Source organism: Pseudomonas sp. ICMP 8385, from assembly GCF_002699915.1.
Lineage (GTDB): Bacteria > Pseudomonadota > Gammaproteobacteria > Pseudomonadales > Pseudomonadaceae > Aquipseudomonas > Aquipseudomonas gessardii.
Map to the genome: position 1 here is coordinate 1 of NZ_LKBY01000105.1, position 18,158 is coordinate 18,158.

The window sequence follows — 18,158 nt, forward strand, 5'->3', positions numbered from 1 at the left end:
CTCGTCGAATTGATTGTTTTTTGATCATTTGGCGAGTTTAAAAGTTGCGCTAGGTGGTATGCCGGGGAAATACATGGCTACTTCAGACCATCCCTAAAGGCAGTAAAGAAAAAATCACAATCATTCAAAAAACCCAACATCCCATCGGCACCAGCTTAGTGAGAGGAGCCTTGGCAACTACACCTGGAACTAAAATCTACCTTGTACTGTTGAAAGATAAAAAAATGCCCACCGGCTATAAAATACTTACGGGATACCCGAGCCCATGACTAAAAAGCATCTTGAATTACAGCAATTTTTTGCGGGCTACTTCAATCAAGACTGGCCTGACGATCACGCTAGTGCAGACGACGTGATTTCAAACTTTATATCTGATTCATCCGAAAAAACCCTTATGCAAGTAAATATAGAGTTGCGTGAGCTTTTACTCTCAGACAGAACAGAGCAGGAGTTACAAAATTATTTATTTTTTGAAATAGGCTGCAACTATTACTATCCATACGAATGGAAAAGTGGCAAAGACTGGTTAGAACACGTCAGTTCAATCATTATGAAAAACTCAAAGGGAAACCCATAAAAATTAACCCGATAAACGGGACGGCTCGATTTGATCGCACGTCAACGCTGCAATAGCCCCCCCCATCCTCCGGGCATGCACAACACCCCACCCAACGCATGCCTAGCCCCCTCCCCTCATTTGCCCCTCCCCCCCCTATNTAGTGTCGCGCCCGTTTACCGTCAACCGGAATAGCCGCCATGGCCCGCAAAAAAGTTGCACTCGATTTCGAACAATCCCTCGCCGATCTGCAAACCCTGGTCGAGCGTCTGGAGAACGGCGAGTTGTCGCTGGAAGACTCGTTGACGGCGTTCGAGCAAGGTATTGGCCTGACCCGCGATTGCCAGAGCGCCCTGGCGCAGGCGGAGCAGAAGGTCCAGGTGTTGCTGGAGCGGGATGGGGAGTTGGCCGAAGAACCTTTTGACGCGGAACAAGCGCAATGATCGACGTTTATCAGGCCAGCAGCCAGGCCCGGGTCAATGCTGCGCTCGAACCGCTGTTCGTGGCGCCAAGCCCGGAGCTGGCCAGGCTGTATGACGCCATGCGCTACAGCGTGATGAACGGCGGCAAGCGCGTGCGGCCCTTGCTCGCCTATGCGGCCTGTGAGGCGCTGGGGGTGGACGCCGCGCAAGCCAATGGCGCGGCATGTGCGGTGGAGTTGATTCATGCCTACTCGCTGGTACACGACGATTTGCCGGCGATGGACGATGACGATCTGCGTCGCGGCCAACCCACTACCCATAAGGCCTTTGACGAGGCGTGTGCGATCCTCGCCGGTGACGGCCTGCAAAGCCTGGCGTTCAGTGCCTTGCTTGATCCGCGCCTGAGCGGCGTGAATGCCGAGATCCGCCTGCGCATGGTCACCGCGTTGGCCAGCGCTGCGGGCCCGGCCGGTATGGTCGGGGGGCAGGCGATTGACCTCGGCTCGGTGGGCCTCAAGCTGGACCAGCAAGCCCTGGAATATATGCACCGGCACAAGACCGGGGCGTTGATCGAGGCGGCCGTGCACCTCGGCGCCCTGGCCAGTGGCCGCGCCGAAGCCGTGCAGTTGGCGGCCTTGCAGACCTATGCCCGGGCCATCGGCCTGGCGTTCCAGGTGCAGGACGATATTCTCGACGTGGAAAGCGATACCGCGACCCTCGGCAAGCGCCAGGGCGCCGATATTGCCCGTGACAAGCCGACCTATCCGTCGCTGTTGGGGCTGGAAGCCGCCAAGGCCTATGCCCTGGAGCTGCGCGACCAGGCCCTGGCAGCCCTGCGACCATTCGACGCGGCAGCCGCGCCGCTGCGCGACCTGGCGCGGTATATCGTCGAACGTCGTCACTGATTACGACCGCATATCAGCCAAGTTCGGTGCTCTGCGTGGGCAGTTTGCGATGCTTGAGGTAAACTGCCGCCTCTTCTATACCTATAACGATTCGCCTGATGCCCACGACGTTTCAAGAGATTCCCCGCAAGCGCCCGACCACGCCTCTGCTGGACCGTGCCAACACGCCGGCCGGCTTGCGCCGCCTGGGTGAAGCCGAGCTGGAAACCCTGGCCGATGAGTTGCGCCTGGAATTGCTCTACACGGTCGGTCAGACCGGTGGGCATTTTGGTGCAGGCCTGGGCGTCATCGAGCTGACCATCGCGTTGCATTACGTGTTCGACACCCCGGACGACCGGCTGGTGTGGGACGTGGGTCACCAGGCGTATCCGCACAAGATCCTCACCGGACGCCGCGAACGCATGGCCACTTTGCGCCAGAAGGACGGCATCGCCGCCTTCCCACGCCGCGCCGAGAGCGAATACGACACCTTTGGCGTCGGCCATTCCAGCACCTCGATCAGTGCAGCCCTGGGCATGGCGATTGCCGCCCGTCTGCAAAACAGTGATCGCAAGGCGATTGCCGTGATCGGTGATGGCGCGCTGACAGCCGGCATGGCGTTTGAAGCGTTGAACCATGCGCCGGAAGTGGACGCCAATATGCTGGTGATCCTTAACGACAACGACATGTCGATCTCGCGCAATGTCGGTGGCTTGTCCAATTACCTGGCGAAGATTCTGTCCAGCCGCACCTACGCCAGCATGCGTGAGGGCAGCAAGAAGGTACTGTCACGCCTGCCCGGCGCGTGGGAAATTGCCCGCCGCACCGAAGAATATGCCAAGGGCATGCTGGTCCCCGGCACCCTGTTTGAAGAGCTGGGCTGGAATTATATCGGCCCGATCGATGGCCACGACCTGCCGACCCTGATCGCCACCCTGCGCAATATGCGCGACCTCAAGGGCCCGCAGTTCCTGCACGTCGTCACCAAAAAAGGCAAAGGCTTCGCCCCGGCGGAAGTCGACCCGATTGGCTACCACGCCATCACCAAGCTCGAGCCACTGGATGCGCCCGTGGCGGCGCCGAAAAAGGCCAGCGGGCCGAAGTACTCCGGTGTGTTTGGCGAGTGGCTGTGCGACATGGCCGCCGCCGACCCGCGCCTGGTGGGCATTACCCCGGCGATGAAGGAAGGCTCCGACCTGGTGGCGTTCAGCGAACGTTTCCCGCTGCGCTACTTCGACGTGGCGATTGCCGAGCAACATGCGGTGACCTTTGCCGCCGGCATGGCCTGCGAAGGCGCCAAGCCGGTAGTGGCGATCTACTCCACGTTCCTGCAGCGCGGTTATGACCAGTTGGTTCACGATGTGGCGGTGCAGAACCTCGACGTGCTGTTCGCCATCGACCGCGCCGGCCTGGTGGGCGAAGACGGCCCGACCCACGCCGGCAGCTACGACCTGTCGTACTTGCGGTGCATCCCCGGCATGCTGGTGATGACGCCGAGCGACGAGAACGAGCTGCGCAAGATGCTTAGCACCGGCCACCTGTACAACGGCCCGGCAGCAGTGCGCTACCCCCGTGGCAATGGCCCGAATGCCGTGATCGAGAAAGACCTGGAACCGATCGAGATCGGCAAGGGTATCGTGCGGCGCCAGGGCAGCCAGACCGCGTTCCTGGTGTTTGGTGTGCAACTGGCCGAAGCCCTGAAAGTGGCAGAAAAAATCGACGCCAGCGTGATCGACATGCGTTTCGTCAAACCCCTGGATGAAGCCCTGGTGCGCGAGATCGCCGGCAGCCATGCGTTGCTGGTAACGGTTGAAGAAAACGCCATCATGGGCGGTGCCGGAGCGGCGGTCAGCGAGTTCCTGGCGCGGGAGAATATCCTCAAGTCCGTGCTGCACCTGGGCTTGCCGGACATTTATGTGGAGCATGCCAAGCCGGCGCAGATGCTGGCCGAGTGTGGGCTGGATGAAGCGGGGATCGAGGCAGCCGTTCGCCAGCGCATGGCCTTGCTCGGCCTGTAAAGCGGATCAAACTGTGGGAGCTGGCTTGCCGCGATGCAAACACCTCGGTCTTTCAGAGAGACTAGGGTGATGCTATCGCAGGCAAGCCAGCTCCCACATTTTTTTGTATTGCCTTGGAACCCATGGACGGCCCATGAAACACCTGCGACTTGCTCTGCCACTCCTGCTTTTACCCACTGCGGACCTGCTCGCCGACACCCGCGACGCCGCCCTGAAGCTCCCCGATGTGGTCATCAGCGCCAACCGCCAGGTGCAGGCGCGCAATGACAGCAGCGCCGCCAACACCGTGTTCACCCGCGACGATATCGACCGCCTGCAACCCTCCAGCGTGACCGACCTGCTCAGCCGCGTGCCTGGCGTGCAAGTGGCGCGCACCGGTGGCCGGGGCAGCTTGCCGGGGATTTTCTTGCGTGGCACCAAGTCCGCGCAAAGCCTGGTACTGGTGGATGGCCAGCGGATTGCCAATACCACCTCCGGCGACAGCGGCCTGCAATACCTGAATATCGATCAGATTGAACGGGTGGAAGTGCTGCGCGGGTCGCGTTCGGTGATTTACGGCAGCGACGCCATCGGCGGGGTGATTCAGGTGTTTACCCGTCGCAATGCCGGACAAGGCCTGCAACCGCGCCTGAAGCTGGGCTTTGGTAGCAACAACACTTGGGAGCGCAGCCTCGGCCTGTCGGGCGGCGATGAGCGCACACGCTTCAACCTGGGCGCGAGCCTGGATGACACCGCCGGTATTGACTGGAGCCATGCATCCTTCCCCAGCGACCACGACCATGATGCCTATCGCAATAAGTCGCTGAGCTTGAACCTCAGCCATGAGTTCAGCGATCAGTTGGAGGTGGGTTTCAACCTGCTGGATAGCCGTGGCAAGTCGGAATATGACAACAGCTTTGGTCGCTATGATTTCGCTAGCGGGCAAAGTGTCGGCCAGAAGCCCTATACCGACTACACCGTCAGCAGCGCCAGCGCTTATATCGATGCCCAACCCAACGAGGCCTGGCAGACCCGTGTGGAGCTAGGCCACAGTGAAAACCGCGACACAAAACGTGACAAGCTCAGCGCTGACTTCAGTGTGTTCAACACCTATCGCGACTCGATCAACTGGCAGAACGACCTGACGCTCGATCAGCAGAACAGCCTGATCCTCGGTGGCGAATGGTATGAAGACCGTTTTCACGGCAGCACCACGTTCAGCGAAAACAGCCGCTGGAACCGCGCCGCGTTTATCCAGCATCGTTTCAAGGGGGAGTGGTTTTCCACCGAACTGGGGCTGCGCCGCGACGACAACCAGCAATTCGGCGGGCAGAACAGTTGGAGCGGCACGCTGACCTTGCCGGTCAACAGCGACAACGACGTATTACTGAGTTACAGCGAGGGCTTTCGTGCGCCAACCTTCAATGACCTGTACTACCCAGACACCAAGTACAGCAACCCCAACCTGCAACCCGAAACCTCGAAAAGCTACGAACTGCAATGGCGCAGCCAACTCAGTGACAGCACACGCCTGGAAGCTTCGCTGTACCGCACCGACCTGAAAGACGCGATCATCCTCGACGCCAGCAGCAAACCGCAAAACGTCGCCACCGCCCGCATCAACGGCCTCGAAGCCGCACTCAAGCAAGAGCTGTTCGGCTGGCAAGGCAACCTGGGCCTATCCATCATCGACCCGCGCGACCGCGACAGCGGCCATACCCTGGCCCGTCGTGCCCGGCGCACCCTGAACCTGGACCTGGATCGGCAGTTCGAGCAATTGAGCCTGGGCGCCAGTTGGCAGGCCATCAGCAGCAGCTACGACGCCGAAGACAACAAGAACCGGCTCGCGGGCTATTACCTGCTGGGATTGCGCAGCAGTTGGGCGCTGAATCGGGAAGTGGCATTGTCGTTGAAGGTCGATAACCTGCTGGATCGCCGCTATACGCGGGCGTGGTACAGCTATGACGAGCCAAACTTCGCGAACAACCAGCCGTACCGCGAAGAAGGCCGGACGTGGATGCTTGGGGTGACGTGGACGCCGCAGCTCTGAGGCTGCCTAGGCCGACGCCATCGCAGGCAAGCCAGCTCCCACATGTGTTCTGTGGTGTAGCTAAAATATTCTGCACTGCCGAGCTCCCACCTTTTGATGGGTGAATACAGTCAAAGGTGGGAGCTGGCTTGCCTGCGATAGCGGTCTTAGCGGTTCGGCGCAATCACCTGACACAACCTCGCCACCGCCTCCACCATCTGCCCACTGGGCCGCTCCAGCCCTTTGTCCGGCACGATCAGCAAGCGTCCCTGGGCCACCGCCGCCACCTGGGGCCAGGCCTTCCAGTCGTCCAGTTGCGCTTGATCCGCCGCGAGGATCACCTCGGGATCACGCTGCAACACCGACTCGATACTGACCTGCGGGGCTGGCAGCTTGAGGTCATCAAACACATTGCGCGCGCCACACACGCTGAGCGCATCGCTGATGATTTGCCCACCGCCTACGGTGTACAGCGGCTGGTTCCACACCTGGTAGAACACCCGCAACGGCTGGCTGCGCTGATAGCGCTGGCGCAACTCGGCCAAGCGTTGACGCAAACGGGCCGCCAGTTGGTGACCTTCTTCAGCGCGGCCTAGTTGTTGGGCGATGGCTTCGACCTGGCGGCTCAGTTGTTCAAGGCTATGGGGTTCAGCGACGTAGACCGGGATGTTCAAGCGCTTGAGCTGCTCACGCTGGGCAGGGCCGACGCTGCCGGGCCAGAGCAGCAGCAAGTCAGGCTGCAGGCTGAGCAGTCGCTCCAGATCCAACTGCCCATAATGCCCCACCGAGGGCAGGTTACGCAGCGCGTCAGGCCGTTCACCGCCGTCGAGTACGCCCACCAACAGATCGGCAGCGCCCAGTTCAACGACGATTTCAGACAAGGAAGGCGCGAGGCTGACCACCCGCTCGACCGCCGTCGCCGACGCGCTGGCGGCCAGCAGCAGACCCGCCAGCCAGAGGCGCATCAACCGAGCTGACGCGGGATGCGATAGAGGTAGAACAGCACCAGGGTCGACAAGGCCAGCAGAAACAGCGGCACCGCTTCCAGGCCGACGAACACCGCCAGCGCACCGATCCAGGCCGGCAACGCCGCGACCAGCAACGCCGTGCGCCGACGGGCCGCCAGGGTAATCCACGCGGCGGGTTCTTCAGGCGTATCGAGGGCCTTGGAGGTGGCGATCAGCGCATGTTTGTAGCCATGGAAGTAACGCAGGCTGGCAAACATCGACGCGGCCCCGGCGATAAAAAACGGCATCGCCAGCACCGGCAACAGCGGCTCACCCTGGCCAAATACCAGATTGATCACGAACAACGGCAGCAGCGCCAACGCCAGGTACTGCCACCAACTGAAGGACAGCCGCCGCTTGACCTGGCCACGCGTCACGCCCGGCCAACCTCGCCCTGATGCTCGTTGCCCATCATGTGGTCGAGCTTGCTGGCCTTGGTTGCCAGGTAGAGTTTGTTGTGCGGGTTATGCCCGGTGTGCAACGGCACGCGCTCGGCGACGGTGATGCCCATCTCGGTCAAGGCCTTGACCTTGCGCGGGTTGTTGGTCATCAGGCGCAGGGACTTGACCCCAAGGTGTTCAAGCATCGGCAGGCAGATGGCGTAGTCACGCTGGTCGGCGGCAAAGCCCAGGCGCTCGTTGGCCTCGACGGTATCGGCGCCACCGTCTTGCAGTTCGTAGGCGCGGATCTTGTTCAGCAAGCCAATGCCACGGCCTTCCTGACGCAGATACAGCAGCACGCCACGACCTTCACGGGCGATGGCTTGCATGGCGGCTTCCAGTTGCGAGCCGCAGTCGCAACGCTGGCTGAACAGTGCGTCACCGGTCAGGCATTCGGAGTGCAAGCGGCCCAGGACGGGGGCGCCATCGGCCACATCGCCCAGGCTGAGCACGACGTGCTCGCGCCCGGAGGCTTTTTCAAGAAAGCCATGCATGGTGAACGTGGCAAAGGGGGTAGGCAGCTTGGAAGCAGCAACGAAAACGACGGGCACCGTGTGCTCCTGATTTCAGATTTCACAGAGGCGGGCATTGTAACAGCACGTTCCTACAGACGCTTAAGCTGAATTATCGCTGATAAAGATCAATAGGTTCGATTGGCCTTTGCCTTGGTTCTATGGGCGTCAAAACGGATACGCCTGGTTCCAACGCTGGAAAATCGGTTTCAACTCGCCGCTGTCTACCAGTGCCGCCATGCGCCGGTCAAACAGCGCCCGCAACGCCCGCCCCCGCGGGTTGTTGGTAAACCCCAGGAACAATGGCAGTTCGGCAATGTGCGTCAGCTTGAACGCTGCGGGATCCTTGGCCTGGCCAAGGATGTATTTCAGCTCGGCCAGGGCATCGATGTAGAAGTCGGCCCGCCCGTGCTGGAGCATCGGCAAAATCCCGCCACGCCGTTCGATTTGGTTGAAGCGGTGAATATTGGGCAGGTACTCCTCGTACTTGTAGCCACGCACCCAGGCCAGGCGGTAGGTGCCCAGGGTCGCCAGGGTCGGCACCGGGCCGTTGGCCAGGCCCAGGGCGTAGATGTGGTCGGCGTCATAGTGCCAGCGCGCGTACAGCACGCCCTCGGCTTCATCATGATAGGAGCCGACCCAGGCATCCACTTCGCCACGCCGGGCCAGGCCGACCGAACGGGTATAAGGCACGCTGCGAATCTTGACCTTGACCCCGGCCGGCTCGAAGATTTCCCGCAACACGTCCCAGGCCAGGCCGCTGCCGTCGGCGTTGGTGTAGTCATTCCAGGTTTCACTGGCCAGACGGATCTGGCTGGGCACTTCGGGGGTGTCACCGGCCCACACGGGAGACGCGACAATACACAGCAGGATCAGCAACCAGCGACGTAGCCCCATGATGACGTCCTCCTGGGAAAAGCGATCGTTTCTACAATGCGCTAAAGGGTAGCGCAGCCTGCCGTATCAAGGCGTCTCGCGAAAATGTTGATAACCGCCCACAGCCGGGGTGATGTCGTGGCCGCTGGCATCCAGCAGTCGCACGCCCGCCCCCGCCTCCACACGCCCGACAACCTGCACCGGCCAACCATCGGCCAGCAATGGCGCCAGCTCAGCAGGCGGCAAGGTAAATGCCAGGACGTAATCGTCGCCACCGCTCAAGGCCGCAGACCGCGCCTGATCCTCCCCCAGGAAGGCCAGCAACGCCGCCGACAGCGGCAAGCGCTGCCGCTCGATCACCAGGCTTACACCTGAAGCCTTGGCGATATGCCCGCAATCGGCCAGCAGGCCGTCGGAAATATCCAGTGCAGCCGTCGCCTTGCCACGCAACGCCATGCCCAGGGCCAACTGCGGTTGCGGCGACCAGTAGTGGCCCAGCAGCGGTTCGGCGATCTGCGCGGCGGCGCTACGCTGCCCCAGGACCAATGGCAAAGCCCCGGCCGCATTGCCCAGGTCACCGCCCACACACAGCAGGTCGCCCGGCTGCGCGCCACTGCGGGTCAACGCCTGCCCCGCCGGGACACGGCCAAATACAGTAATGGTCAGGCTCAGCGGCCCCCGGGTGGTATCGCCGCCCACCAGGCCCACGCTGCAGCGCTGGGCCATGGCGTTCAAGCCCTGGGCATAGCGTTGCAACCAATCGGCCGTGACCGTCGGTGTGGTGAGTGCAAGCGTGAATGCCAGAGGATTGGCGCCCATGGCCGCCAGGTCGCTGACTGCCACTGCCAGCGAGCGCTGGCCGAGCAGGAACGGGTCGCAGGGGTCGGCAAAGTGCACGCCGGCCACCAGGGTATCGGTGGAGATTGCCAGCTGTTCCCCCGGGGGAACAGCCAGCAAGGCACAGTCGTCGCCGATCCCCAGGGCAATGCCCTCGCCGCCTTGCGCACAGGGCGCGGCGGCGAAGTAGGTGCGGATCAGCTCGAACTCGCCCATCAGGGAGCCAAGCGCAGGTTAGCGCTTGTTCGCCTTCACTTCGGCGTCACGCAGGCGCGGGGCCAGCTTGTCGAGCACGCCGTTGACGAACTTGTGACCGTCGGTCGAACCATAGACTTTCGCCAGTTCGATCCCTTCGTTGATCACAACGCGGTACGGCACGTCGACGCGCTTGAGCAGTTCCCAGGTGGACAGGCGCATCACGCACAGTTCAACCGGGTCCAGCTCTTCGAGGGTCAGGTCCAGGCAAGGCGCCAGGGCCGTGTCGATCTCGGTCAGGTTGGCATGCACGCCGTGCAGGATGTCGTGAAAGTACGGCAGGTCGGCGAAAGTAAAATCGTTGTCGACACGAAACTGCGCTTCGATTTCGTTCAGCGAAGTACCCGCCATCTGACGCTGATACAGCGCCTGGGTCGCCAACTGACGGGCAGCCCGGCGCTTTTCGTTCTTCGATGGCTTGCCGGCGTCTGCAGGACGTGGCTCGCGTGGGTTGAAACGATCGCTCTCGTCGGAAATCACTTGGCCTCCAACTGCGACAGCAGGCTGACCATTTCCAGCGCGGACAGGGCAGCTTCAGCGCCTTTGTTACCGGCCTTGGTGCCGGAACGCTCGATGGCTTGCTCGATGGAATCCACGGTCAGCACGCCGAAAGCAACCGGCACGCCGAACTCCATGGACACCTGGGCCAGGCCCTTGGTGCATTCGCCAGCCACGTACTCGAAGTGCGGGGTGCCGCCACGAATGACCGCGCCCAGGGCGATGATCGCTGCGTATTCGCCTTGCTGCGCCACTTTCTGCGCAACCAGTGGAATCTCGAAGGCGCCAGGGGCACGGATAATCGTGATATCGCTTTCGCTCACACCGTGGCGAACCAGGGCGTCCACGGCACCGCTTACCAGGCTTTCAACCACGAAGCTGTTGAAGCGGCCAACCACCAGGGCGTAGCGGCCTTTGGGGGCGATGAAGGTACCTTCGATGGTCTTGAGGATCATTCGACAAATCTCTTAAAGAGCCGGGACGCGTTTATGACGCGCCCCTTAGTGATATTTGAACCGCGAACAACGGGCGACAATCGCCGGCCTTTATTCGGAGGGCACGTATTCTACTACTTCCAAGTCGAAACCGGATATCGCATTAAATTTCATTGGCGCACTCATCAGGCGCATTTTGCGCACGCCCAGGTCACGCAGGATCTGCGAACCGGCGCCGACGATGCTGTAGGTGGTCGGTTTTTTCGCCGGCACCTGGTCAGCACTTTCGCGGATATGCGCCAGCAGCACATCGCCATCCACCGGGTTGCCCAGCAACAGCACGACCCCGCTGCCCGCCGCGGACACCGCGGCCATGGCGGCCCGCAGGCTCCACCGGCCCGGCTGCTTGACCATCAACAGGTCGCGCAACGGGTCCATGTTGTGCACACGCACCAGGGTTGGCTCTTCGGCGCAGATGTTGCCCAGGGTCAGGGCCATGTGCACATCGCCTTCCACCGAATCACGGTAGGTCACCAGGTTGAAATGCCCCAGTTCGCTGTCCAGCGGCTGCTCGGCGATCCGCTGAACGGTACGCTCGTGGATCATCCGGTAGTGGATCAGGTCGGCGATGGTGCCGATCTTGATGCTGTGCTCGGCAGCAAAGGCTTCCAGCTCCGGGCGACGGGCCATGGTGCCGTCGTCGTTCATCACTTCGCAGATCACCCCGCTCGGCTCGAACCCGGCCATGCGCGCCAGGTCGCAGGCCGCTTCGGTATGGCCGGCCCGGGCCAGGGTGCCACCAGGCTGGGCCATCAGCGGGAAGATATGGCCAGGGCTGACAATGTCTTCGGCCTTGGCGTCTTTGGCGGCAGCGGCTTGCACGGTACGGGCACGGTCAGCGGCGGAGATGCCGGTGGTCACGCCGGTGGTCGCTTCAATCGAGACGGTGAACTTGGTGCCAAACCCCGAACCATTGCGTGGCGCCATCAGCGGCAGCTTGAGCAGTTCGCAGCGCTCGCGGCTCATGGGCATGCAGATCAGGCCACGGGCGTGCTTGGCCATGAAGTTGATGTGTTCCGGCTGGCACAACTCGGCGGCCATGATCAGGTCGCCTTCGTTCTCGCGGTCTTCGTCATCCATCAGGATGACCATCTTGCCTTGGCGGATGTCTTCAACCAGTTCTTCGATGCTATTGAGCGCCACGCGGCACCCCCTTGGTCAGGATTTCAGGTAGCCGTTAGCGGCCAGAAAACTTTCGGTGATGTTACCGGCTGCAGGCTCTGCGGCCTTTTCGCCCAGCAGCAGGCGCTCCAGGTAACGGGCAAGCAAGTCCACTTCCAGGTTCACCCGGCGACCCGGCTGGTACGAGGCCATGATGGTTTCGCTGAGGGTGTGGGGAATGATGGTCAGTTCAAATTCGGCGCCATTCACGGCGTTCACGGTCAGGCTGGTGCCATCGACGGTGATCGAACCTTTGTGGGCGATGTACTTGGCCAGTTCTTTCGGCGCACGGATGCGGAATTCCACGGCCCGCGCGTTTTCGCTGCGCGCCACCACTTCGCCAACGCCGTCGACATGACCGCTGACCAGGTGGCCGCCCAGGCGGGTGGTCGGGGTCAGGGCTTTTTCCAGGTTGACCGGGCTGCCGGCCTTGAGGTCATTCATCGCGGTGCAGTCCAGCGTCTCGCGGCTGACATCGGCGGCAAAGCCGTTGCCCGGCAGTTCGATGACGGTCAGGCACACGCCGCTGACGGCGATGCTGTCGCCCAGCTTGACGTCGCCGAGGTCCAGCTTGCCGGTTTCAACCAGCAGGCGCACGTCGCCGCCTTTGGGGGTCATGGCGCGGATACTGCCGATGGATTCGATAATGCCAGTAAACATGAAGTCCTCCAGAAAGAAGCGTGGCGCAGGGCAAGAATTATACGCCCGCTGCTGGCACAGGAATGGCAGTGACTCGCCAGTCGTCGCCTACAGCGCGCATGTCGGTAATCCTGAGTTGGGGGGCATCGGCCAGTTTCTCAAGCGGCCAGTCCAGCAAAGGCCGGGCGGCGGAGCCCAGGAACTTGCCGGCGACAAAAATCACGTACTCGTCCACCAGGCCCTGCTGGGCAAACGCGCCAGCCAGGCTCGGGCCGGCTTCCACCAGCACCTCGTTGACGCCACGGGCCGCCAGGGCCACCAGGGCCGAGCGCAGGTCGACCTGGCCATCAACGCCCGGCACCACCAGGCATTCGGGGCCACGGGGGAACTGGTTTTCCGCGGTCACGCAGGTGATGACCAGGGCCGGGCCGGCCTTGAAGAACGGCGCATTGAGCGGCACCCGCAGGCGACCGTCGATCAGCACGCGCAGCGGCGGGCGCGACATGGCCAGGGCGGTGGTTTGCGCATCCAGGCCCAGTTCGGCGGCGCGCACGGTCAGGCGTGCACCATCGGCCAGCACGGTATCGGCGCCGGTCAACACCACACTGGCCTCGGCCCGCAGGCGCTGCACGGCGGCGCGGGCGGCGGGGCCGGTGATCCATTGGCTTTCGCCACTGGCCATTGCGGTGCGCCCGTCCAGGCTCATCGCCAGCTTGACCCGCACAAACGGCAGGCCGTGCTCCATGCGTTTGAGGAACCCAGGGTTCAGCGCGCGTGCCTGGCTTTCCAGCACGCCGCCGAGCACCTCGATACCGGCCTGGGCCAGGCGCTGCAGGCCACGCCCGGCCACTTCCGGGTTCGGGTCCTGCATGCCCGCGACCACCCGCGCTACGCCAGCGGTCACCAGCGCATCGGCGCAGGGCGGCGTATGGCCATAATGGCTGCACGGTTCAAGCGTCACGTACACCGTGGCACCCCGGGCTTTATCGCCGGCGGCGCGCAAGGCGTTGGGCTCGGCATGGGGTTCGCCGGTGCGCTCATGCCAGCCTTCGCCGACAATCTGCCCATCGCGCACAATCACACAGCCGACCCGGGGGTTGGGGTGGGTGGTGTACAGGCCCTTGCGCGCCAATTCGAGGGCGCGGGCCATGTAATGGGCGTCGAGCACCGCCTGTTCTGCAGAAGGAGGGTTCATTCTTTGACCGGCTCACGGGCCAGGCGATCGATCTCTTCGCGGAACTCATTGAGGTCCTGGAAGCGTCGATACACCGAGGCGAAACGAATGTAGGCAACTTCGTCGAGCTTTTGCAGCTCGCCCATCACCAGTTCTCCAACCACCAGGCTCTTGACCTCGCGCTCGCCGGTCGCCCGCAGCTTGTGCTTGATATGCGCCAGCGCCGCTTCCAGGCGCTCGACACTCACCGGGCGTTTTTCCAGGGCGCGCTGCATACCGGCGCGCAGTTTCTCTTCGTCGAAGGGCTGGCGGCTGCCGTCGGACTTGATCAGGCGCGGCAGTACCAGTTCGGCGGTTTCAAAGGTGGTGAAACGTTCACCGCAGGCCAGGCATTCGCGCCGGCGACGCACTTGATCGCCCTCGGCGACCAGACGCGAGTCAATGACCTTGGTGTCGTTGGCACCGCAGAAGGGACAGTGCATGGTGGCAGGCAACAAAAAAAGGGAGGGCCATGGTAGCGCATCCCCGTGGCAAGACAAGCCATAGCCTTTACGGTATATAGGCTGACTATTATGTTTCTTCTGTTTAGTTCACGGATTTTTGCCCTTTTTGGAGCCGTACATGCCGTTACGACCGCTGGTTTTACTCACAATGTTCAGTTTTCTGGTCGCCTGCAGCAGCGAAGCGCCAAAACCAGCGGCCCCGCAACCCACGCCGCAACAAGAGAAAAAAATTCCCGGCCAGGAACCGCTCGGGCCTTTGCCGGCCTATCAGCGTGAAGTGAGCGGCACCCTCAATGGCGTACCGGCCGGTGCCGAAGTGGAGCTGGCGCTGCTGGTGATCGACGACCGCAGCCGCCCGCAACAACTGCTGGCCAGCAGCGTGCTGATCGGCAACAACAAACCGCTGGCCTTCCGCCTGCGCTTCAACCCGCAAGCGTTCCCCACTGGCGCCCGCGTTGAACTGCGCGGCCGCGCCAGCCAGTCCGGGCAGTTGATCCTGCACCTGCCGGCGGTGCGTATCCAGCAAGCTATCACCCAGACCACCGGCCCCCTGCAACTCGTGCGCGCCCCATGACGCCACCGCTGCACCTGCAACGGGCCTTGAGCGAACTGATCGGCGACGCGCAACTGGTGCCCTGCCCGTTGCCCGGCACCGACCTGTCGTTATGGCTGCTGGACGCCGACAACATGGACCGCGCCTTCAGCCCCGAGGAAACCCGACGCATCCTGCATGAGCCGCCCTACTGGAGTTTCTGCTGGGCCAGTGGCCTGGCACTGGCCCGCTACCTGGCCGCCAACCCCGAGTGGGTGGCGGGCAAACGTGTCCTGGATTTTGGCGCCGGCTCAGGCGTTGCGGGGATTGCCGCCGTGAAAGCCGGCGCCCTGGAAGTGGTGGCCTGTGACCTCGACCCGCTGGCACTCGGCGCCTGCCGGGCGAATGCGCAACTCAATGGCGTGACGCTGGGCTATTCGGCGGATTTTTTTGCCGAAGCCGATCGTTTCGACCTGATCCTGGTGGCCGACGTGCTGTACGACCGGGCCAACCTGCCGCTGTTGGATCAATTCCTCAGCCGCGGGCGCGAAGCCTTGGTCGCCGACTCGCGGGTGCGGGACTTCCAACATGCGGATTATCAGCGGCTGGGGATCCTGGAGGCGCTGACCCTGCCGGACCTGGCGGAGCCTTGGGAGTTTCGTAGGGTGAGTCTGTACCATTCGCGGCGCTAGGCCTCTCAGTTACAAATTTTCAGCAATAGAGTGGCTAAGACAGCGCCCGGCAGGACATGGAAAATACCGTCCTCCCGCACGCGGCCTGGACGATCGACCTGCATGCCTTCCCCCGTTTTTTCGCCGGTCAGCGTCCCTCCAAGGGCGTTGCAAAAACCTGGGCAGTTGCATAATCTGCTTGGCAATACACCCGCCATGCCTCTGGTTGCGCCAGTAACCAAGCACAAATTGTGCGGGTTTTTTATGCCTGCTGGTTTTCCGGCATGAGGGCGTTCGACAAACCTGCCATTGACGTCCCGGCCCAGTTGGAGCTGCTCAAGTCCCGGGGCTTGATCATTGACGATGAAACAGGCGCTCGGGGCTTCCTGCAGTCGGTCAGTTTCTTTCGATTAAGCCCCTATATGCGGCCCTTCCAACAATCGGAAGATATCAACCACCACTTCCATGCCGGCATCCACTTTCACCAACTGGCACGACTCTACGACTTTGACCGCCGCCTGCGCCTATTGGCCATGGATGCCATTGAGCGGGTCGAGATCGCCTCCCGTGCAGTCATCAGCAATCACATGGGCCCCACCTACGGCAGCCATTGGTACATCGACAGCCAGGCTTTTCACCCGACATTTAACCACCAGCGCCTGCTTGCAACGCTACACACCAGACAGTCTGTGGCGACCCGCGACTACGAACACGAATGCTTGCGTGTCGACCGACTACACACAGACGACAATCGAAAAGCCCATCTCAAGCGTCAAAGAGCCAAAGAAAGCTACGCGCGTCACTATCCAAACACCTATGACCACCCCGCTCTCATGCCGGGTTGGGCGATGCTGGAAGAGTTGACGCTGGGCGACCTCTCTGGCCTGGCCAGGGACGCGGATAAAAAAGCCATTGCCAGGCGCCTGGGGCTCCCCGCACCACTGCTGCAGTCCTGGCTTCACACTTTGACCACTGTGCGAAACATGTGCGCCCATCACTCAAGAATGTGGAATCGGCAACTGGGTATTCGTCCTGAATTACCCAGGAAAGCCAATTTCCCGTGGCCAAACCATCTCCTCCAGCCAGGGCCCCATACCCGCATTTTTCCGACACTTTGCATGCTTAACCATCTGATGTATCAGATAAGCCCCCACACTCGCTGGGACCAGCATCTCTATCACCTGATCAACGGTTTTCCCAACCTCAACCTAAAAGCGATGGGGTTCCCTCGTGACTGGTATCAGGACCCTTTTTGGCGGGTATCTCGCGCTTGATCCTTGCGCTGCTTCCGATAGAGACCGCCAGTCTTTATAGTTGCCCCATCCCACGCGTCATTGAGAACCTCCATGAGTGAGCCCACGCCCTACATTTTCGATGTCACCACCGCCACCTTCGATCAGGCTGTCATCGAAAACTCGTTCCACAAACCCGTGCTGGTGGATTTCTGGGCCGAATGGTGTGCGCCGTGCAAGGCGTTGATGCCGTTGCTGGCGCAGATTGCCGAGAGCTATCAGGGCGAGTTGCTGCTGGCCAAGGTCGATTGCGAAGCCGAGCAGGATATCGTTGCGCGCTTTGGCATTCGCAGCCTGCCGACCGTGGTGCTGTTCAAGGACGGCCAGCCGGTGGATGGGTTTGCCGGGGCCAAGCCTGAGTCTGAGATTCGCGCACTGCTGGAACCCCATGTGCAGATGCCGCCCCCTGCCGAGGCGGACCCGCTGGAGCAGGCCCAGGCGCTGTTTGCCGAAGGCCGGGTCAGTGAGGCCGAGGCCGTACTGGTGGCCTTGCTTGGTGAAGACAACACCAACGCCGGCGCGTTGATCCTCTACGCCCGCTGCCTGGCCGAACGTGGCGAACTGGGCGAAGCGCAGGCCGTGCTCGATGCGGTCAAGAGCGATGCGCACAAGGCGGCACTCGCCGGTGCCAAGGCGCAGATCACCTTCCTGCGCCAGGCCGCCGACCTGCCGGACGCCGCTGACCTCAAGGCCCGCCTGGCGCAAAACCCGCAGGATGATGAAGCGGCGTATCAACTGGCCGTGCAGCAATTGGCCCGCCAGCAATATGACGCGGCGCTGGAAGGCTTGCTGAAGCTGTTTATCCGTAACCGCAGCTACAACGAAGGCCTGCCGCACAAGACACTGCTGCAAGTGTTCGAGTTGCTGGGCAACGACCACCCGCTGGTCACGGTGTATCGCCGCAAGCTGTTTGCGGCGCTGTACTAATCAGCAATCCAACTGTACTGCGGCGTATCCCCGCCGCTGGACACCTTCACCTTGGCGCTATGGCGCAGGCGCACCAACAGGCGCTTACCGGCCTGGGCGCTACCGGCCAGCCCTTCGAGGCGGTCTGACAACTCCAGCCCGCTGAGTGGCCCGGCCTCGCGCAGCAGGTCCTGGGCGGCCTGCCACAGGGTCTCGTCCTGATTGACCGGCGCGGCGGCGGGCACGGTGTCCGGCGCCGGCGTGGCCGCCTGCAGGTGCACGCCCAGCCGCGCCCAATCGCGGTCGTCCAGCTCCAGGGTCAAGTCCACGGGCAGCTCGCCGATGGTTCCACGAATTCGCATCATTGCTCGTCCTCAGCACTTTTCTGACGAGCATGCTCCCATGCGTCTTGCGCAACGCCAAGCAGGCGGTCAAACTCTCGGCTCTTTTGTTATAAGATCACATAACAAAAC

Annotated in this window: 22 protein-coding genes; 10 read left to right on the forward strand and 12 right to left on the reverse strand. The window is 62.1% G+C overall.

The window, feature by feature from the left end; translation table 11 throughout:
* The first annotated feature begins 53 nt into the window (after nt 1-53).
* From AO268_RS32765 to AO268_RS17830, 6 genes are all read left to right on the forward strand, one after another.
* A complete protein-coding gene (locus AO268_RS32765) occupies nt 54-269 on the forward strand; it encodes an RNase A-like domain-containing protein (protein WP_176561390.1) in 216 nt (71 codons plus the stop codon).
* Nucleotides 266-577, forward strand: a complete 312-nt coding sequence (locus AO268_RS17810; RefSeq protein WP_076965338.1) for a contact-dependent growth inhibition system immunity protein — start codon at nt 266-268, stop codon at nt 575-577. The genes AO268_RS32765 and AO268_RS17810 overlap by 4 nt, the downstream gene beginning before the upstream one ends.
* A gap of 179 nt (nt 578-756) precedes the next feature.
* Nucleotides 757-999 carry an exodeoxyribonuclease VII small subunit gene (locus tag AO268_RS17815; RefSeq protein WP_029299452.1) on the forward strand — a complete coding sequence of 81 codons (243 nt, stop codon included), beginning with the start codon at nt 757-759 and terminating at the stop codon, nt 997-999.
* Nucleotides 996-1,883, forward strand: coding sequence for a (2E,6E)-farnesyl diphosphate synthase (gene ispA, locus AO268_RS17820; RefSeq protein WP_076965339.1), 888 nt, complete (start codon nt 996-998; stop codon nt 1,881-1,883). Before AO268_RS17815 ends, ispA begins: the two co-directional genes overlap by 4 nt.
* Before the next feature lie 98 nt (nt 1,884-1,981).
* Nucleotides 1,982-3,880: a 1-deoxy-D-xylulose-5-phosphate synthase gene (gene dxs, locus AO268_RS17825; protein WP_099169420.1), complete on the forward strand. Its 1,899-nt coding sequence runs from the start codon at nt 1,982-1,984 to the stop codon at nt 3,878-3,880.
* 133 nt (nt 3,881-4,013) lie between these two features.
* Complete coding sequence (locus AO268_RS17830) at nt 4,014-5,909, forward strand: TonB-dependent receptor domain-containing protein (RefSeq protein WP_099169421.1); 1,896 nt, start codon at nt 4,014-4,016, stop codon at nt 5,907-5,909.
* Nucleotides 5,910-6,055: 146 nt separating this feature from the next.
* Here the strand turns inward: AO268_RS17830 and AO268_RS17835 are convergent, their stop codons facing one another.
* From AO268_RS17835 to nrdR, 11 genes are all read right to left on the reverse strand, one after another.
* Complete coding sequence (locus AO268_RS17835) at nt 6,056-6,853, reverse strand: cobalamin-binding protein (RefSeq protein ID WP_076964094.1); 798 nt, start codon at nt 6,851-6,853, stop codon at nt 6,056-6,058.
* Nucleotides 6,853-7,272 (reverse strand): nuclear FMR1 interacting 1 family protein, encoded by a 420-nt coding sequence (locus AO268_RS17840; RefSeq protein WP_076964095.1) that lies wholly within the window; start codon nt 7,270-7,272, stop codon nt 6,853-6,855. The genes AO268_RS17835 and AO268_RS17840 overlap by 1 nt, the downstream gene beginning before the upstream one ends.
* Nucleotides 7,269-7,886: a GTP cyclohydrolase II gene (ribA, locus tag AO268_RS17845; RefSeq protein ID WP_076964096.1), complete on the reverse strand. Its 618-nt coding sequence runs from the start codon at nt 7,884-7,886 to the stop codon at nt 7,269-7,271. Before ribA ends, AO268_RS17840 begins: the two co-directional genes overlap by 4 nt.
* A 129-nt stretch (nt 7,887-8,015) precedes the next feature.
* Complete coding sequence (locus tag AO268_RS17850) at nt 8,016-8,744, reverse strand: substrate-binding periplasmic protein (protein WP_099169422.1); 729 nt, start codon at nt 8,742-8,744, stop codon at nt 8,016-8,018.
* 66 nt (nt 8,745-8,810) lie between these two features.
* Entirely contained in the window at nt 8,811-9,776 is a 966-nt protein-coding gene (gene thiL, locus AO268_RS17855; RefSeq protein WP_099169423.1) for a thiamine-phosphate kinase, read from the reverse strand.
* 18 nt (nt 9,777-9,794) lie between these two features.
* Entirely contained in the window at nt 9,795-10,295 is a 501-nt protein-coding gene (gene nusB / locus AO268_RS17860; RefSeq protein ID WP_076964099.1) for a transcription antitermination factor NusB, read from the reverse strand.
* A complete protein-coding gene (ribH, locus tag AO268_RS17865) occupies nt 10,292-10,768 on the reverse strand; it encodes a 6,7-dimethyl-8-ribityllumazine synthase (protein ID WP_099169424.1) in 477 nt (158 codons plus the stop codon). The genes nusB and ribH overlap by 4 nt, the downstream gene beginning before the upstream one ends.
* A gap of 90 nt (nt 10,769-10,858) precedes the next feature.
* Complete coding sequence (gene ribBA / locus AO268_RS17870) at nt 10,859-11,950, reverse strand: bifunctional 3,4-dihydroxy-2-butanone-4-phosphate synthase/GTP cyclohydrolase II (RefSeq protein WP_076964100.1); 1,092 nt, start codon at nt 11,948-11,950, stop codon at nt 10,859-10,861.
* Between the two features lie 15 nt (nt 11,951-11,965).
* The gene (locus tag AO268_RS17875) at nt 11,966-12,628 is read right to left on the reverse strand and encodes a riboflavin synthase (protein ID WP_044269053.1); all 663 of its coding nucleotides are present in this window, start codon (nt 12,626-12,628) and stop codon (nt 11,966-11,968) included.
* 37 nt (nt 12,629-12,665) lie between these two features.
* Complete coding sequence (ribD, locus tag AO268_RS17880) at nt 12,666-13,802, reverse strand: bifunctional diaminohydroxyphosphoribosylaminopyrimidine deaminase/5-amino-6-(5-phosphoribosylamino)uracil reductase RibD (RefSeq protein ID WP_076964101.1); 1,137 nt, start codon at nt 13,800-13,802, stop codon at nt 12,666-12,668.
* On the reverse strand, nt 13,799-14,263 hold the full coding sequence (gene nrdR, locus AO268_RS17885; protein WP_162493898.1) for a transcriptional regulator NrdR: 465 nt from the start codon (nt 14,261-14,263) through the stop codon (nt 13,799-13,801). Before nrdR ends, ribD begins: the two co-directional genes overlap by 4 nt.
* 139 nt (nt 14,264-14,402) lie before the next feature.
* On the opposite strand from nrdR, the gene AO268_RS17890 reads away from it, so the two are divergent.
* The 4 genes from AO268_RS17890 (at nt 14,403) to trxA (ending at nt 17,706) form a co-directional block, all read left to right on the forward strand.
* Nucleotides 14,403-14,858 carry a YbaY family lipoprotein gene (locus tag AO268_RS17890; RefSeq protein ID WP_076964103.1) on the forward strand — a complete coding sequence of 152 codons (456 nt, stop codon included), beginning with the start codon at nt 14,403-14,405 and terminating at the stop codon, nt 14,856-14,858.
* A complete protein-coding gene (locus tag AO268_RS17895) occupies nt 14,855-15,508 on the forward strand; it encodes a class I SAM-dependent methyltransferase (RefSeq protein WP_099169425.1) in 654 nt (217 codons plus the stop codon). The genes AO268_RS17890 and AO268_RS17895 overlap by 4 nt, the downstream gene beginning before the upstream one ends.
* A gap of 263 nt (nt 15,509-15,771) precedes the next feature.
* Nucleotides 15,772-16,761: an Abi family protein gene (locus tag AO268_RS17900; protein WP_099169426.1), complete on the forward strand. Its 990-nt coding sequence runs from the start codon at nt 15,772-15,774 to the stop codon at nt 16,759-16,761.
* Nucleotides 16,762-16,833: 72 nt separating this feature from the next.
* Nucleotides 16,834-17,706: a thioredoxin gene (gene trxA / locus AO268_RS17905; RefSeq protein ID WP_076964106.1), complete on the forward strand. Its 873-nt coding sequence runs from the start codon at nt 16,834-16,836 to the stop codon at nt 17,704-17,706.
* Here the strand turns inward: trxA and AO268_RS17910 are convergent.
* Nucleotides 17,703-18,050: a hypothetical protein gene (locus tag AO268_RS17910; RefSeq protein WP_099169427.1), complete on the reverse strand. Its 348-nt coding sequence runs from the start codon at nt 18,048-18,050 to the stop codon at nt 17,703-17,705. The two genes, trxA and AO268_RS17910, sit on opposite strands and share 4 nt — an antisense overlap.
* Nucleotides 18,051-18,158 lie beyond the last annotated feature (108 nt).

Coding starts and splice junctions, on each gene's coding strand:
- AO268_RS17810 (WP_076965338.1), top strand. CDS start 266: ATGACTAAAAAGCATCTTGAATTACAGCAATTTTTTGCGGGCTACTTC.
- AO268_RS17815 (WP_029299452.1), top strand. CDS start 757: ATGGCCCGCAAAAAAGTTGCACTCGATTTCGAACAATCCCTCGCCGAT.
- ispA (WP_076965339.1), top strand. CDS start 996: ATGATCGACGTTTATCAGGCCAGCAGCCAGGCCCGGGTCAATGCTGCG.
- dxs (WP_099169420.1), top strand. CDS start 1,982: ATGCCCACGACGTTTCAAGAGATTCCCCGCAAGCGCCCGACCACGCCT.
- AO268_RS17830 (WP_099169421.1), top strand. CDS start 4,014: ATGAAACACCTGCGACTTGCTCTGCCACTCCTGCTTTTACCCACTGCG.
- AO268_RS17835 (WP_076964094.1), bottom strand. CDS start 6,853: ATGCGCCTCTGGCTGGCGGGTCTGCTGCTGGCCGCCAGCGCGTCGGCG.
- AO268_RS17850 (WP_099169422.1), bottom strand. CDS start 8,744: ATGGGGCTACGTCGCTGGTTGCTGATCCTGCTGTGTATTGTCGCGTCT.
- thiL (WP_099169423.1), bottom strand. CDS start 9,776: ATGGGCGAGTTCGAGCTGATCCGCACCTACTTCGCCGCCGCGCCCTGT.
- ribH (WP_099169424.1), bottom strand. CDS start 10,768: ATGATCCTCAAGACCATCGAAGGTACCTTCATCGCCCCCAAAGGCCGC.
- AO268_RS17875 (WP_044269053.1), bottom strand. CDS start 12,628: ATGTTTACTGGCATTATCGAATCCATCGGCAGTATCCGCGCCATGACC.
- ribD (WP_076964101.1), bottom strand. CDS start 13,802: ATGAACCCTCCTTCTGCAGAACAGGCGGTGCTCGACGCCCATTACATG.
- nrdR (WP_162493898.1), bottom strand. CDS start 14,263: ATGCACTGTCCCTTCTGCGGTGCCAACGACACCAAGGTCATTGACTCG.
- AO268_RS17890 (WP_076964103.1), top strand. CDS start 14,403: ATGCCGTTACGACCGCTGGTTTTACTCACAATGTTCAGTTTTCTGGTC.
- AO268_RS17895 (WP_099169425.1), top strand. CDS start 14,855: ATGACGCCACCGCTGCACCTGCAACGGGCCTTGAGCGAACTGATCGGC.
- AO268_RS17900 (WP_099169426.1), top strand. CDS start 15,772: ATGAGGGCGTTCGACAAACCTGCCATTGACGTCCCGGCCCAGTTGGAG.
- trxA (WP_076964106.1), top strand. CDS start 16,834: ATGAGTGAGCCCACGCCCTACATTTTCGATGTCACCACCGCCACCTTC.
- AO268_RS17910 (WP_099169427.1), bottom strand. CDS start 18,050: ATGATGCGAATTCGTGGAACCATCGGCGAGCTGCCCGTGGACTTGACC.